Source organism: Aggregatibacter sp. oral taxon 458 str. W10330 (assembly GCF_000466335.1).
Taxonomy (GTDB): domain Bacteria; phylum Pseudomonadota; class Gammaproteobacteria; order Enterobacterales; family Pasteurellaceae; genus Aggregatibacter.
Window position 1 is genome coordinate 9,145 of sequence record NZ_KE952617.1, and the last position, 14,978, is coordinate 24,122.

Genomic DNA, 14,978 nt, shown 5'->3' on the forward strand with positions numbered 1-14,978 from the left:
TTGCGGTAGCGGCATAAGGTGCTGTAATCGGGGATGCTCAGTTCGTCAAAACGGCAAAACAGGTTGAAATCGATGCGGGTGATGAGGCTGTGTTCGAGTTCGGGATTGGAGAGCCTGTGCCATTGTCCGTAGAAGCGCAAGAGCGACGCGAACGAATGAAAAAACAGTTCGCCGACTAAAATATAGATGTAGAAACCTTAAAAGGCCGTCTGAAATACTATTTGCACTCATTCCCGATTTGCCGCAACGGATGTTATCGGGCGGATTGGCAAAAGCGGAATTGCCCGCCGTCCGCACAGGCTTGGGATTCATCGATCGCAAGCTCGGCGGCTTTCTCGAACTGGGCTGGTATGCTTATCAAATGAAGCTCATCGGCACAGGCAACACCCCGCAGCCGAAACGCTCCGCGTGGGCGGAACTGTTCCGCCTGCTGAAAAACATCCGCCAACACCGCCTGCGTTCCGAACGGGCGTAAAAAGTGCGGTGGAATTTTTGCAATTTTTCGCTTAAATTCCATCGCTTGCAGCTACAAAAGTGCGGTCTATTTTACGAATTTTTCTTTATATTCCCCAACAGTAATCTGCGCCCTTCAAATTCCTTGCCGGCAATTTCCAAAGCGAAGCGTTCTTTGTCGGCGTCGCGTACTTTGTCGTGTACGGCACGTAATTCCTGCACGCTAGCACCCAATGCCTTGACGATTTCATCGCCCATTTTCATGGAAGAATAGAAGGTTTCGCGCACTACGAAATCCGCTTCCGCTTTCACTAGGGCCAGCGCATTGCGTCTATCCCAGGCGCGCACGAACACCTTGGCGTTCGGGTTGATATGACGAATATTTTCCACAATTCTGACCGCACTTTCTCCGTTGTCCACGCATACCGCTACGATGTCGGTGTGTTCCACGCCGCTGGCATGCAGCACGTCGGCGCGGGTGGCTTCGCCGTAATAGACTTTGAAACCGTATTCGCGTGCGACGTTGATGATGTCGGGATCGTTGTCCAGAATGGAAATGGTGGCACCGTAGGCTAGCGGCATTTGGCTGACCACCTGCCCCATGCGCCCGAATCCGATAATCAGCACGTTGCCGTTGAGTTCGCCCGCATGTTCTTCCACATCGTCCACTGCCGCAGCTGCGCTGGGTTCTTTGAAATAGCGGTCGAACAGCATAACGCTGAAGGGTGTCGTAATCATGGAGAGCACCACGATTGCCGTCATATTCGCTAGCACTTCCGCATTAATCGCCCGTTGTGCGGCAGCGGAGGCGAGTAATACGAAGGCGAATTCACCGCCCTGCGACATCAGTACGGCGCGGTGTATCGCGGTGTGATGGCTTGCTTTGGCAAAACGCGCCACTCCATAAACGGCAAGGCATTTCAAGATAATCATCAGTACAGTGGCGGAAAGAATTACCTTCCAGTTATTGAGCACTGTTGCCACATCCAGCGACATCCCGACAGCTAAGAAAAACAGCCCGAGCAAAAGGCCTCGGAACGGTTCGATATCCGCTTCAAGCTGATGACGGAAGTCGGATTCCGACAGCAGCACTCCCGCCAGAAACGCCCCCATCGCCATAGACAGACCGCCCAGCTCCATTAAATAAGCCGCACCGAGTACCACCAGCAGCGCGGCGGCAGTCATCACCTCGCGTGCTTTGGATTTTGCCAGAATTTTAAACAGCGGATTGAGCAGCCAAATACCTGTCGCAATCAACGCTGCCAAAGAAAGCGCGGCAACACCGATTTTCTGCCATAGCGGTACGGCATCGGCAACGGCATTGGGATTATCGGGTGCTAGAAATGCTACAATCGCCAGCATGGGCACAATCAGCAAATCTTCAAACAGCAAAATGGAGACAATGCGCTGACCTTGCGGTGTGCTGATTTCATGACGTTCGTCCATAATCTGCATGACCATTGCGGTGGAGGTGAGTGTAAAACCTACCGCCGAAATAAACGACATCACTAAAGAAAAACCGTAAGCTAGCCCGATTAGGGTAAGGAACAGACTGGAAAGCGTCACCTGCAGGGTACCCAAGCCGAAAATCTGATTACGCAATTTCCATAAATGCGACGGCTTCATTTCCAGCCCGATCAAAAACAGAAACATCACCACGCCGAATTCCGCAATATGCAAAATAGCGTGGGAATCGGTAATGAGCTTTAATCCGAAGGGTCCGATAACCAGCCCCGCAGCCAAATAACCCAGAATCGAGCCTAGACCTAAACGTTTAAATAACGGCACGGCAACTACCGCCGCCCCCAATAACACCACCACGTGCAATAAATCGCCGTTAGCTGCTTCTACCGCCATAATTCCTGCCTTTGTTAATTCATAAAAATTTTTGTATTATAAAGGAAAATCGCCGTAACACAAAAAAGCCGTCTGAAAAATGGATTCAGACGGCGTTTAGCATTTCAGGCAGCCTGAAACCCCCAAATCTCACACCGCAAAATGCGGTATCACGTTTTCGGCGAAATCCTGAATGGTTTCCAGCGCGCCGCGCCGTGTTGGTTTTAAGTTCACGGTAATGTGTGCCACGCCGTCGGCCTGCTGTTTCTGCCAAAACTCGACGATGCTTTTGGCGCCGCCGCGCAGGTAGATGTTGTTGTAGAACTTGGCGGGGGCGTTCGGGTCTTCCAAGAGTTCGACGAAATTCGCCACGCCAAAGGGTTTCCAGGTTTCGCCGTCGCCCAATTCTTTGAGCGTGTTGACGATGTCGCCCAGTTTTTCGGGGGCGATGCCGTACCAAATCCATGCGTCGCTTTCTCGGGCAATCCATTCCAGCTCTTGGCGGGCGCGGCCAATGGCGAGCATCGGCAAACCGTGTGCGGGTTTGGGCACCAAGTCCAAATTGCCACTGAATCTGCCGTAGTGTTCGCTATTGAACGCGGGGAATTTTTCCTGCGTCAGGCGGCGGATGATTTGCCACGCTTCGCGGTAGCGTTCGGCGCGGTTGTTGAAATCGGAGGCAAAGGCGGGGTATTCGGTGGGGCGGTCGCCGCTGGCCAAGCCGAGCAGGAAGCGGCCGCCGCTGATTTGTTCCACCGACGCGGCTTCTTTGGCGGTGAGCACCGGTTCGCGCAGCGGCGACACATAGCCCGCCGAGCCGAGCGCAACGTTTTGGGTGAGCGCGGCGAGATAACCCAGCGTTACCGACGGGTCGTAAATCTGCGCGACATCGCCAAAACTCGGGTCGTAAAACGGCACATCGCGCACCCACAGCGTGGCAATGCCGCTTTGGTCGGCGGCTTTTATCACGGTGGCGAAGTCGTCCATTTCGGGCACGGGGCTGTCGGGATAGCCTTTGAAGGGCGCAATCAGGCCCAATGTGAGTTTGCCCGGTTGGAAAGTGCGGGCGAAACCGCGATGGTTTTGCAGGCGTTCGGGTAATTTCAGCGCAGTCATTGTTTTGCTCCTTGTGATGAGTTTTTGCACGGAATGAAGTATACTTGTTTTATTCGGGAATGTGATTCCCTAATCTCGGGCAAGAAAATACCAAATGTAGATCGGGCATTGATGCCCGACGTTTTTAAATTTACCTGTATTTGTCGGGCATAAATGCCCGATCTGCGCAAGAAAAATTTATGGAACTCAACAATCTCAACGATATGACCGCCTTTGTCGCCAGCGTAAAAAGCGGCTCGTTTACCGCCGCCGCCAAACAACTCGGGCTCACGCGTTCCACCATCGGTAAACGCATCGCCCGCCTTGAAGCGCGGTTGAACGTGCGCCTTTTGCAGCGCAATACGCGCAACCTTGCGCCCACCGACGAAGGGCGGCTGTTTTACGAACGCTGCACCGCCGTGCTGGAAGAATTGGAAAACGCCGAGCAATGTCTCGCCCAACGCAGCATCGAGCCGCAAGGCCGTCTGAAAATCAGCGCGCCGCTGGTGTTGGGCAAAACCATCTTGCCGCCGCTGTTGGCGGATTTTCTCCACCGCTATCCGCAAACCAGCATCGAACTCTCGCTCACCGACGACTACGCCGACCTGATTTCAGACGGCTACGACCTCGCCCTGCGCAACGGCAACCCGCCCCAATGCGACAGCCTGATCGCTCGCACCGTGGCGCAACAAAAAATGCTCACCTGCGCCGCCCCCGGCTACCTCGTTCAACACGGCACGCCGCAAACGCCCGACGATTTGGCGCACCACCAATGCCTGCATTTTCTCCACGGCGGCCGCGTCAGCCGCTGGCATTTCCAACAAAAAGGCAAAGAAACCACCTTTCAAGGCAGCGGACGTTTCAGCACCGACAACGGCGAAGCCCTGCTGGAACTCGCGCTGTCCGCATTCGGCATCGTCCAGCTGCCGCATTATCTGGTGCAAGCCGCCCTCGATGCAGGCAGCCTGAAAAGCGTTTTATCCGATTTCCAACCCAAACCCGTGCCCGTGATGGCGGTGTACCCCAGCCGCAAACAGCTCTCGCCCAAAGTGCGGGCGTTGGTGGATATGATGGGGGAAGCGTGGGGGAAGGCCGTCTGAGATGCCGCCGGCCATTCCAAAAAAGCTGCCTGAAAAACAAAAAAGGCCGTCTGAAAACCTAATTCCGGGTTTCAGACGGCCTGAGACCTTTGCAAAAATAAATCGATAAGGTCTATAATTGGCGCGCAATCCATCATTTCACGGAGACAAATTATGCATACACAAAATCTTATTATCGGCTTTGGCAAAGCGGGCAAAACGCTGGCGGCGGATTTGGCGAAACACGGGCAGCAGGTCGTGCTGGTGGAACAGTCGGCGCAGATGTACGGCGGCACTTGCATCAACATCGGCTGTATTCCCAGCAAAAAACTGATTGTCGAGAGCGAGCAGCGCGGGCATAACACCGACAAAGCGGCGGTGTTTGCGGCGGCGATGAACGCGAAAAACACCCTGATTCCGAAATTGCGCGCCGCCAATTTCGCCAAACTGGACAATCTGGACGGCGTAACCGTGCTCAACGCGCGCGCCGAGTTTCTCGATGATCGCACGGTCAAACTGACTGACCCAGACGGCGGCGAGCAAACCCTTACCGCCGAACGCATTTTCATCAACACCGGTGCCACCCCGCGCCGCCTGGGCGTGGCGGGCGAAGACAGCCCGCGCGTACTGGACAGCACCGGTGTACTCGCGCTGAACGAACGCCCGCGCCGCCTCGTCATCATCGGCGGCGGCTACATCGGCTTGGAATTTGCCTTTATGTTCCACGCTTTCGGCAGCGAAATCACCATTCTCGACGGCGGCGACCGCTTCCTGCCGCGTGAAGATCGCGACATCGCCGAAGAAATGCTGCGCGTATTAAACAGCAAAGGCATCAAGGTGTGGCAAGGCGTGAAAATTGAAGCGTTCCGCGACAATACGGCGGACACCAGCGTCATCACCTTGCAAGGCGAATTTACCGCCGACGCGGTGCTGGTGGGCGTAGGCCGCGTGCCGAACACGCAAGGATTGGGCTTGGCAAACGCGGGCATCGAAACCGACCCGCGCGGCTTCATCCTCGTTGACGACCATCTGCGCGTGCAAGGCAAAAACCACATCTGGGCGATGGGCGACGTGGCGGGCAGCCCGATGTTCACCTACATCTCGCTCGACGACTACCGCATCGTGCGCGAACAGCTTTTCGGCGACGGTAAACGCAACCGCGCCGACCGCACCCCGTTCCCGACCGCCACCTTTACCGAGCCGCCGCTCGCCCATATCGGCTTAACCGAAACCGCCGCGCAGCAATCGGGGCGCGAGGTGAAAGTGTTGAAACTGAAAGCCGACGCGATTCCGAAAGCCAAAATCCTCAACCAAACCGACGGCCTGCTCAAAGCCGTGGTGGACGCGCACAGCGGCGAAATCCTCGGCGTAACCCTGTTCTGCGCCGAAGCGCACGAAATCATCAACCTGTTTAAAATGGCAATCGATTTCCGCGTCCCTGCCCGCTATGTCAAAAACCAAATCTTCACCCACCCGACCATCGCCGAAGGGCTGAACGATTTGTTCGCGGGCTGCTAAAAAACTGGTTGTAAAACGACCGCACTTGATACGGAAATGCCATCTGAAAGCGATTTCAGAATCGATGCGGGTATGTTGTTTGTAACCGAGTCTGTATAAACCGTTTTTCTTTGTCCAACGGGCATCTTTGTCTTTACTCGGTGTGGTTTGACCGCTGACTTGTCCTTCGTCATCGACTTCTATGGCCTGACGCTGTTTGCCGCCAGCGGTTTGAATAATGGTGGCGTCAATGACGGCGGCGGATACTTTCTCTACTTTTAGGCCTTTTTCGGTCAGTTGGCGGTTAATCAGTTGCAGCAATTCGGACAGGGCATCGTCTTGCGCCGCCAGTTGCGGTAGCGGCATAAGGTGCTGTAATCGGGGAGGCTCAACTCGTCGAAACGGCAAAACAGGTTGAAGTCGATGCGGGTAATGAGGCTGTGTTCGAGTTCGGGATCGGAGAGGCTGTGCCATTGTCCGAGCAGGACGGCTTTGAACATGGACAGCAGGGGATGGCTGGACGGCTGCGGTGGTCTCTAAGGTAACGGGTTCTTTGACGATTCAGGTACTGTTTGATCGGCTGCCAATCAATCACTTGATCCAACTTCAATAGTGGGAAGCGATCGATGTGTTTGGCGATCATGGCTTGTGCGGTTTGTTGGAAGAAGGTGCTCATGAAAAATCCCCTAAATGTCTTGGTGGGAATTTAGGGGATTTTGGGGAATTTTGCAAAGGTCTCTATTTAACCTTTCGGGCATTCACGATTTCGTACGTAGCGTGCATCTTGATGCACGAGAAAAACACGCATGGAACGTTATTTAACCTTTTGAGAATTCACGATTTCGTGCGTAGCGTGCAACTTGTTGCACGAACAAACCACGCACGGAACGTTATTTAACTTTTTGAGCATTCACGATTTCGTGCAACAAGTTGCACGCTACGATTACATGGTTCAAGATAATTTATCAACGAAAGAACATATTAACCGCACGTTTTACGTGCGGATTGTTATTCCTTTAATTTATCGCGATTCCGAAGATGTTTACGTATAAAAAAAGCGCCCCGAAAGGCGCTTTAATTTTGAACTCATTGACGATTATTTACCGTAGTGTTCACCTAATTTCGCTTTGTGTTTGCCTTCTTCAATCATAACGATAAAGAGCAAGATCACCGCGAGAACACCACCACCGATCATAACGTAGAAACCACCGTCCCAACCGTAGTGTTGTGCAGCCCAACCGATAACGGCAGATGCTGATACTGTACCACCTAAGTAACCGAATAAACCGGTAAAACCAGCTGCTGTACCTGCTGCCTTTTTCGGTGCAAGCTCAAGAGCGTGTAAGCCGATTAACATTACAGGACCGTAGATTAAGAAACCGATTAAGGTCATTAATACGAAGTCAGTTAATTGATATGGGTTTTCATACCAAGCAGAGTAGTTTGCAAGCTCTGCTTCAGGTGTCGCTGGGTTCATCCAGTATGCCACTACAGCAGCTGTAGTTAAGATCATGAAGATGAAACCGGTTAAACCACGTTTACCTTTGAAGACTTTATCGGATACCCAACCACATAATAATGTACCTGGAACCGCTGCTAATTCATAGATTGTGTAAGCCCATGCGGTACCTTTGATGTTGAAGTGTTTGACTTCACTTAAGTAAACCGGAGACCATTTCAATACGCCGTAGCGGATTAAGTATACGAATACGTTAGCAATCGCGATGTACCATAACAATTTGTTTTTCAATACATAAGTGACGAAGATTTCTTTTGTGCTTAAATCGTTTTCGTACGTTTTTTCGTTATAGTCATCCGGATAGTCATTACGCCATTTTTCGATTGACGGTAAACCACAAGATTGTGGCGTATCACGCATCACGAAATACACCGGAATCGCACAAAGCATTGCTGCAATACCCGGATAATAGAGGGATTGTTGCCAAATATCTTTGGCTTGTGCTTCAACACCGTGAGTACTGAAGAAAATCGCACTGGCTAATAGCACCATGGCGCCCGGCATCATACCACCGATATTGTGCGCGGTATTCCAGATAGATACGATAGTACCGCGTTCTGATTTAGACCACCAGTGCACCATAGTACGACCACATGGAGGCCACCCCATCCCTTGGAACCAACCATTTAAGAAGATCATGACCCACATGATGGCAATGCCTGAAGTAGCCCATGGGAATACCCCCATCATGGTCATACAAAGACCAGAAAGCAATAAACCAAATGGTAAGAACACACGCGGGTTCGAACGGTCAGACATCCCCGCCATGACGAATTTAGACAAACCATAGGCAAGACCGGCTGCAGAGCCGATAACACCTAATTCCGCTTTTGAGTACAAGCCGGCTTGAATTAAGCCCGGTTGTGCCAAGTCGAAGTTTGCACGCACAAAATAGTATGCGGCATAACCAAAGAAAATCCCTGCAAACACTTGCCAACGTAAGCGTTTATACGTGGAATCAATTTTCTCCGCTGGAAGTTCCGCAATATGCGGAGCGGGTTTAAATGGTCCAAACATAATTTCTCTCCAAAATCATTTTAATTATGAGTCCACCCCCATACTGGGGATAGCGTGCATGATAAAATAAAAACAGAAATTAAACAGGGAAATAATTCAAAAATGTGATGCATTTCACAAAATATTTTTTAACAAATGAGCGAATTCGAAAATTATGTGATCCCTCTCACAAAATAGCTTTCTTTTTCGCTCAAAATGTTGTGAATTTAACCGCACTTCCCTACAATAGCCACTCAGTTTATAACCGTTTTTACGTTTCTTTTTATTCATATTTTGGCTTGGGGGTAACAATGGGATTATCGCCTAATCTGTATCGTGATGCGGGAGATTTTTCCCCGATTTCGACAGATGTGATTATCATTGGCGGTGGTGCGACAGGTGCGGGGATTGCTCGTGACTGCGCATTGCGTGGCATTGACTGTATTTTATTAGAGCGTCGTGATATTGCGACAGGCGCAACAGGCCGTAATCATGGTTTGTTACATAGTGGTGCGCGTTATGCCGTCAACGATCAGGAATCCGCAGAAGAATGTATTAAAGAAAACCGAATTCTGCGCAATATCGCTCGTCACTGTGTGGATGAAACAGAAGGTTTATTTATTACCTTACCTGAAGATTCCTTGGATTATCAAAAAACCTTCATTGAAAGTTGTACTAAATCCGGTATTGAAGCGGTCGCCATTGATCCTAAACTTGCCCAAATTATGGAACCATCAGTCAACCCTGATTTAGTGGGTGCCGTTGTGGTACCGGATGGTTCAATCGATCCTTTCCGTTTAACGGCTTCTAACGTGATGGATGCCACCGAAAATGGCGCAAAAATGTTTACTTATTGCGAAGTAAAAAGCTTAATTCGCGAAGGTGGCAAAGTGATCGGTGTGGATGTTTACGATCACAAAAATCGCGTAAATCGCAAATTCTTTGCGCCATTAGTCGTCAATGCAGGCGGTATTTGGGGACAAGGCATCGCAGAATATGCGGATCTCAAAATTAAAATGTTCCCGGCAAAAGGCGCATTACTTGTCATGGGGCACCGCATCAACAAAATGGTGATTAACCGTTGTCGTAAACCGGCGGATGCGGACATTCTTGTGCCAGGGGATACCATTTGTGTTATCGGTACAACCTCTAGCCGTATTCCTTACGATCAAATCGATAACATGGAAGTCACCCCAGAGGAAGTGGATATTCTGTTCCGTGAAGGGGAAAAACTCGCGCCAAGCTTGCGTCATACCCGTGTATTACGTGCTTATGCCGGTGTGCGTCCATTAGTGGCGTCTGATGACGACCCATCTGGTCGCAACGTCAGTCGCGGTATCGTGTTGCTTGACCACGCAGAACGTGACGGCTTAGACGGCTTTATCACGATCACTGGCGGTAAATTAATGACTTATCGCCTAATGGCAGAATGGGCAACGGATCTTGTTTGTAAAAAACTCAACAAAACAGCACGTTGTACGACTGCAGAGCGTCCATTACCAGGTTCAAGTGAAAGCCGTGCAGAAACTAATCAGAAAGTCATTTCACTTCCAAGTCCGATTCGTTATTCAGCCGTGTATCGTCATGGTTCTCGTGCAACTCGTTTATTAGATAAAGAACGTCTTGATCGTTCAATGGTGTGTGAATGTGAAGCCGTGACAGCGGGTGAAGTCCGCTATGCTGTTGATGAATTAAATGTGAATAACTTAGTAGATTTACGTCGCCGTACTCGTGTGGGTATGGGGACTTGCCAAGCTGAGCTTTGTGCGTGCCGTGCGGCAGGTTTAATGAACCGCTTCAATGTGGCAACCCCTCGCCAATCCACCACACAATTAACGTCCTTTATGGAAGAGCGTTGGCGCGGTATCGAACCTATTGCATGGGGTGAAGCGATTCGTGAAGCCGAATTTACTTCATGGATGTATGGCAGTGTGTTGGGCTTAAATGATGTTCAACCGCTTGAAACTGACAAACAGCAAGGGACGGATAACAATGAATTTTGATGTAGTGATTATTGGTGGTGGCCTTGCAGGTTTAACTTGCGGCATCGCCCTACAAGAACAAGGCAAACGTTGTGTCATTATCAATAACGGCCAAGCGGCGATTGATTTTGCCTCCGGCTCATTGGATTTATTAAGCCGTTTACCAAATGGTGCGTTTGTTAAAAATATTTCTGAAAATTTGACCGCACTTTGCGCTCAATTACCACAACACCCTTATAGCATTATGGGGGCTGAACGCGTATTAGCGAAAGCGCAAGATTTTGAAGAATTAGCGGAATCGTTAAATTTAGATTTAATTGGCTCAAGTGCAGAAAATCATCTTCGCGTTACCGGTTTAGGTAGCTTACGCGGTGCATGGCTTTCACCAAATAGCGTACCAACGGTGCAAGGCGAAACTCCATTCCCTTATAAAAAAATTGCGGTTTTAGGCATTGAAGGCTATCACGATTTCCAACCGGAATTATTGGCAGATAACCTCACGCTGAATCCACAGTTTGCCCATTGTGAAGTGAAAACAGGCTTTTTAAATATTCCTGAATTGGATCAATTGCGCGCAAATTCGCGTGAATTCCGCAGTGTAAACATTGCACAAGTTTTAGAATATAAATTGAAATTTGATGATCTTGTGGCTGAAATGAAAGATGCGGCGAAAGACACTGAAGCCATTTTCTTGCCGGCTTGTTTCGGTTTAGAAAATCAAGAGTTTATGGAATCACTTCGCAAAGCAACTGGCTTACCATTATTTGAATTACCAACCTTACCGCCTTCTTTATTAGGTATGCGCCAACGTATCCAATTACGTCATCGTTTTGAGAAATTAGGTGGACTCATGATGAATGGTGATAGCGCATTAAAAGCACATTTTCATGGCAACAAAGTTCGCGCTATTCAAACGCGTTTGCACGAAGAGGAAGAAATCACGGCAGAGCATTTCGTCTTAGCGTCAGGCAGTTTCTTCAGTAAAGGTTTAGTTTCTGAATTCGATAAAATCTACGAGCCCGTATTCCATTCTGACATCATCGGTGTGGAAGGCTTTAAAGATACCGATCGTTTTACTTGGACAGATCATCGTTTCTCAAATCCGCAACCGTACCAATCTGCGGGCGTGGCGATTAATGCGCAATGCCAAGTGCAAAAGAGCGGTCAATTTTTAACGAATTTATATGCGGTGGGTAATGTGATTGGTGGTTTCAATGCACTAGAACTCGGTTGTGGTTCTGGCGTGGCAGTAGTCACAGCGCTTGCTGTTGCGGATGAAATTCTTCACAACACACATTAAGGAGGCGTTATGAACATTCAACAATTAATTGAAAATGCAAAACAATCCCTTAATGCACCACAACATCATCATGCCTTTGATGAAAGTTTTGAGAGCTGCATTAAATGTACAGCGTGCACAGCGGTATGTCCTGTTTCACGTCAAAATCCAAACTACCCAGGTCCAAAACAATCAGGCCCAGATGGTGAGCGTTTACGCTTAAAATCAGCCGAGCTGTATGATGAAGCCTTGAAATATTGTACTAACTGTAAACGTTGTGAAATTGCGTGTCCGTCTGATGTAAAAATTGGTGACATTATTGTTCGCGCAAGAAACAAATACCTTGCTCAACAACACAAACCGGCAGTGCAAAAATTACGTGATGCGATTTTAAGTAACACCGATATTATGGGGTCACTTAATACACCGCTAGCACCGATTGTGAACACTCTCACAGGCTTAAAAGCGACAAAATTTATGTTGGAAAAAGCATTGAAAATCAGCCGTCATCGTACATTACCAAAATATTCCTTTGGTACGTTCCGCAGCTGGTACATGAAGAAGATGTTGGCAAGCCAACAAAAATTCGAACGTAAAGTGGCGTATTATCATGGCTGTTATGTGAACTACAATAATCCACAATTGGGCAAAGAATTTATTCAAGTATTCAATGCCATGGATATTGGCGTGGTGTTATTGGAAAAAGAAAAATGCTGTGGCTTGCCATTAAGCGTGAACCAGTTCCCAGAACGCGCGAAGAAAATCGCACAATTTAATACCGATTACATCAGCAAAATGGTGGATGAAAATGGCTTGGATGTGATCAGCGAAGCATCGAGTTGTGCCTTAAATTTACGTGATGAATATCATCATATTTTAGGTATCGACAATGCGAAGGTTCGTCCGCATATTCACATGGTGACGCCATTCTTATATCAACTCTTTAAAGAAGGTAAAACCTTACCGCTTAAGCCATTGAAATTGCGCGTGGCTTATCACACCGCATGTCACGTAGATAAAGCAGGTTGGGCACCATACACCTTGGAAGTGTTAAAACAAATTCCGGGATTAGAAGTGGTGATGTTACCATCACAATGTTGTGGTATCGCCGGGACATACGGTTTCAAGGCGGAAAACTATGAAGTATCTCAAGCTATCGGAAAAACGCTGTTTGATCACATCAATGCAGGCGGGTTCGATTATGTGATTTCAGAATGCCAAACTTGTAAATGGCAGATCGATATGTCATCTAATGTAACCTGTATCCATCCTTTGACGTTGTTATGTATGTCAATGAATCAATAATCCTCAATCCACCCCATACAAAGTGCGGTGGATTTTTTATTTCTTTTTTACTTACGCTTTTAAGCGCAGACATGGTTTAACCCGCTTAACTTAGGTAAACGATTGCGTACCCTGTTATTACAGGAAATCACAACCATTTAATCTTTGCTTTTTCCCTGTTGTCTGTGTAGAATGCGCGCTCGGTTTATTCACTAATCCGAACACAAGGAGCGTTTCATCATGGAAACATCGACGAAAAAGATGACTTTTCCTTCCGCATTTAGCATTCTTTTTATCATTCTTCTAATGGCCATTGGTTTAACTTGGCTTATTCCCTCGGGCGCTTATTCCAAACTTTCCTACGACAACATTGAGAAACAGTTCATTGTCAAAACCTACGGAAACCCTGATCAACGCTATCCTGCAACCGAACAAACCCTCAATCAATTTAATATTAAAATTCAGCTTTCCCATTTCACCAACGGCATTATCAAAAAACCCATTGCCATTCCCGATACTTATCAACGCGTTACACAACACGAAAAAAATGCCATCGATATGCTCCATGCCATGGTGGATGGTACCATTGAAGTGGCAGATATTATGGTCTTTATTTTTATCTTAGGCGGTATGATTGGCGTGATCAATAAAACCGGTGCATTTAATGCCGGCTTAATGTCGCTGGCAAAAAAGACAAAAGGCAACGAATTTTCTGTGGTGTTTGCGGTGTGCGTATTAATGCTACTGGGAGGAACAGCTTGCGGCATCGAGGAAGAAGCCGTCGCGTTTTACCCGATTCTTGTGCCGGTGTTTTTAGCACTAGGGTACGATGCCATTGTATGCGTCGGCGCTATCTTCCTTGCGGCGTCAATGGGCACCGCATTTTCCACCATTAATCCGTTCTCCGTTGTCATCGCTTCAAATGCCGCCGGCATTCCTTTCACTGAAGGCATCGGATTCCGTACCATCGGACTGATATTAGGTGGAATTTGCGTCATTATTTATATGAGATGGTATTGCAAAAAACTGACTGCCAATCCCGCATTCTCTTATACCTACGAAGATCGTCAAGCCTTCTATGATCACTACATGAAAGATATCGATCCCAACGCTACCGTTGACTTCACCTTTAAAAGAAAACTCATTCTGATTTTATTCTGCTGCGCATTCCCACTTATGGTATGGGGCGTTATGTTCGGCGGCTGGTGGTTTCCTCAAATGGCCGCCTCCTTCTTGGCAATCACTATTCTCATTATGTTTATCAGCGGATTACCTGAAAAAGAGCTCATCCACGGCTTCACACACGGAGCTTCCGAACTCGTGGGCGTAACACTGATTATTGGCCTGGCTCGTGCTGTCAACATTATTTTGGAACAAGGCATGATCTCTGACACAATTCTTGATTATCTGTCGCACTTGGTAAGCGGTATGCACGGCAGCGTGTTTATTATCGGACAACTTCTGATTTTTATCTTCTTGGGTCTCATCGTGCCCTCCTCTTCCGGCCTTGCCGTACTGTCCATGCCAATTATGGCGCCATTAGCCGATACCGTCGGTATTCCAAGAGACATCGTGGTTTCAGCTTACAATTGGGGGCAATACATCATGCTCTTCCTTGCGCCTACAGGTTTGGTGCTGGTAACCTTACAAATGCTGAATATTCCGTTCAATAAATGGATTAAATTCGTCATGCCGATTGTCGGCTGCCAATTTGTGATTTCATCCATTTTGTTAATCATTCAAGTGATCATGTATGGCCATTAAACCCGCATCAAGATGCACGCTACAACTGCGGTGGCTTTAAGGCGTGTTTTGATAGTCTCCGTAGTATGCAACTTGTTGCACGAATAGACGCACTTAATCTCGTCATTCATTTAAAAAGTGCGGTAACTTTAAGATCTATTTTGATCGTCATCGGATTTAAAAAACAATACGGATTTCGTGCATCAAGATGCACG

The 14,978-nt window shown here is 48.3% G+C and carries 11 protein-coding genes and 2 pseudogenes; 8 read left to right on the top strand and 5 right to left on the bottom strand.

Annotated features, from left to right (window positions below; genetic code table 11):
- Positions 1 to 128, bottom strand: a pseudogene (locus tag HMPREF9065_RS09975) (transposase); the annotation flags it as partial.
- 137 nt (positions 129 to 265) lie between these two features.
- Between HMPREF9065_RS09975 and HMPREF9065_RS0109535 the strand changes: the two are divergent.
- The gene (locus HMPREF9065_RS0109535; protein ID WP_040667827.1) at positions 266 to 475 is read left to right on the top strand and encodes a hypothetical protein; all 210 of its coding nucleotides are present in this window, start codon (positions 266 to 268) and stop codon (positions 473 to 475) included.
- A gap of 71 nt (positions 476 to 546) precedes the next feature.
- Here the strand turns inward: HMPREF9065_RS0109535 and HMPREF9065_RS02340 are convergent, their stop codons facing one another.
- Positions 547 to 2,310, bottom strand: a complete 1,764-nt coding sequence (locus tag HMPREF9065_RS02340; protein ID WP_021616630.1) for a monovalent cation:proton antiporter-2 (CPA2) family protein — start codon at positions 2,308 to 2,310, stop codon at positions 547 to 549.
- Between the two features lie 129 nt (positions 2,311 to 2,439).
- Positions 2,440 to 3,405, bottom strand: a complete 966-nt coding sequence (locus HMPREF9065_RS02335) for a TIGR03571 family LLM class oxidoreductase (RefSeq protein WP_021616631.1) — start codon at positions 3,403 to 3,405, stop codon at positions 2,440 to 2,442.
- 179 nt (positions 3,406 to 3,584) lie between these two features.
- Here HMPREF9065_RS02335 and HMPREF9065_RS0109540 point away from each other — a divergent pair, with 179 nt between their 5' ends.
- Together HMPREF9065_RS0109540 and HMPREF9065_RS02330 are read left to right on the top strand one after the other, a co-directional pair.
- A complete protein-coding gene (locus HMPREF9065_RS0109540; protein ID WP_033002665.1) occupies positions 3,585 to 4,484 on the top strand; it encodes a LysR family transcriptional regulator in 900 nt (299 codons plus the stop codon).
- A gap of 153 nt (positions 4,485 to 4,637) precedes the next feature.
- Positions 4,638 to 5,981, top strand: a complete 1,344-nt coding sequence (locus HMPREF9065_RS02330) for an FAD-dependent oxidoreductase (RefSeq protein WP_021616635.1) — start codon at positions 4,638 to 4,640, stop codon at positions 5,979 to 5,981.
- 54 nt (positions 5,982 to 6,035) lie between these two features.
- Here the strand turns inward: HMPREF9065_RS02330 and HMPREF9065_RS09980 are convergent.
- Positions 6,036 to 6,636: pseudogene (locus HMPREF9065_RS09980) on the bottom strand (transposase); the annotation flags it as partial.
- Positions 6,637 to 6,880: 244 nt separating this feature from the next.
- On the opposite strand from HMPREF9065_RS09980, the gene HMPREF9065_RS10420 reads away from it, so the two are divergent.
- Positions 6,881 to 7,012 carry a hypothetical protein gene (locus tag HMPREF9065_RS10420; protein WP_255345156.1) on the top strand — a complete coding sequence of 44 codons (132 nt, stop codon included), beginning with the start codon at positions 6,881 to 6,883 and terminating at the stop codon, positions 7,010 to 7,012.
- A gap of 44 nt (positions 7,013 to 7,056) precedes the next feature.
- Here the strand turns inward: HMPREF9065_RS10420 and glpT are convergent, their stop codons facing one another.
- The gene (gene glpT, locus HMPREF9065_RS02325; protein ID WP_021616639.1) at positions 7,057 to 8,496 is read right to left on the bottom strand and encodes a glycerol-3-phosphate transporter; all 1,440 of its coding nucleotides are present in this window, start codon (positions 8,494 to 8,496) and stop codon (positions 7,057 to 7,059) included.
- Positions 8,497 to 8,786: 290 nt separating this feature from the next.
- On the opposite strand from glpT, the gene glpA reads away from it, so the two are divergent.
- The 4 genes from glpA to HMPREF9065_RS02305 all read left to right on the top strand — a co-directional run bounded on the left by glpA (position 8,787) and on the right by HMPREF9065_RS02305 (position 14,784).
- A complete protein-coding gene (gene glpA, locus HMPREF9065_RS02320; protein WP_021616641.1) occupies positions 8,787 to 10,478 on the top strand; it encodes an anaerobic glycerol-3-phosphate dehydrogenase subunit A in 1,692 nt (563 codons plus the stop codon).
- Complete coding sequence (gene glpB, locus HMPREF9065_RS02315) at positions 10,468 to 11,757, top strand: glycerol-3-phosphate dehydrogenase subunit GlpB (RefSeq protein WP_021616642.1); 1,290 nt, start codon at positions 10,468 to 10,470, stop codon at positions 11,755 to 11,757. The genes glpA and glpB overlap by 11 nt, the downstream gene beginning before the upstream one ends.
- Positions 11,758 to 11,766: 9 nt before the next feature.
- On the top strand, positions 11,767 to 13,041 hold the full coding sequence (gene glpC, locus HMPREF9065_RS02310; protein WP_021616643.1) for an anaerobic glycerol-3-phosphate dehydrogenase subunit GlpC: 1,275 nt from the start codon (positions 11,767 to 11,769) through the stop codon (positions 13,039 to 13,041).
- 219 nt (positions 13,042 to 13,260) lie between these two features.
- Positions 13,261 to 14,784, top strand: a complete 1,524-nt coding sequence (locus HMPREF9065_RS02305) for a YfcC family protein (protein ID WP_021616644.1) — start codon at positions 13,261 to 13,263, stop codon at positions 14,782 to 14,784.
- The last annotated feature ends 194 nt before the right edge of the window (positions 14,785 to 14,978 follow it).

What these genes read in the sequence shown, in the direction of transcription:
- glpB (WP_021616642.1), top strand. Translation starts at nt 10,468, where the DNA reads ATGAATTTTGATGTAGTGATTATTGGTGGTGGCCTTGCAGGTTTAACT.
- glpT (WP_021616639.1), bottom strand. Translation starts at nt 8,496, where the DNA reads ATGTTTGGACCATTTAAACCCGCTCCGCATATTGCGGAACTTCCAGCG.
- glpC (WP_021616643.1), top strand. Translation starts at nt 11,767, where the DNA reads ATGAACATTCAACAATTAATTGAAAATGCAAAACAATCCCTTAATGCA.
- HMPREF9065_RS02330 (WP_021616635.1), top strand. Translation starts at nt 4,638, where the DNA reads ATGCATACACAAAATCTTATTATCGGCTTTGGCAAAGCGGGCAAAACG.
- HMPREF9065_RS0109540 (WP_033002665.1), top strand. Translation starts at nt 3,585, where the DNA reads ATGGAACTCAACAATCTCAACGATATGACCGCCTTTGTCGCCAGCGTA.
- glpA (WP_021616641.1), top strand. Translation starts at nt 8,787, where the DNA reads ATGGGATTATCGCCTAATCTGTATCGTGATGCGGGAGATTTTTCCCCG.
- HMPREF9065_RS02305 (WP_021616644.1), top strand. Translation starts at nt 13,261, where the DNA reads ATGGAAACATCGACGAAAAAGATGACTTTTCCTTCCGCATTTAGCATT.
- HMPREF9065_RS02340 (WP_021616630.1), bottom strand. Translation starts at nt 2,310, where the DNA reads ATGGCGGTAGAAGCAGCTAACGGCGATTTATTGCACGTGGTGGTGTTA.
- HMPREF9065_RS02335 (WP_021616631.1), bottom strand. Translation starts at nt 3,405, where the DNA reads ATGACTGCGCTGAAATTACCCGAACGCCTGCAAAACCATCGCGGTTTC.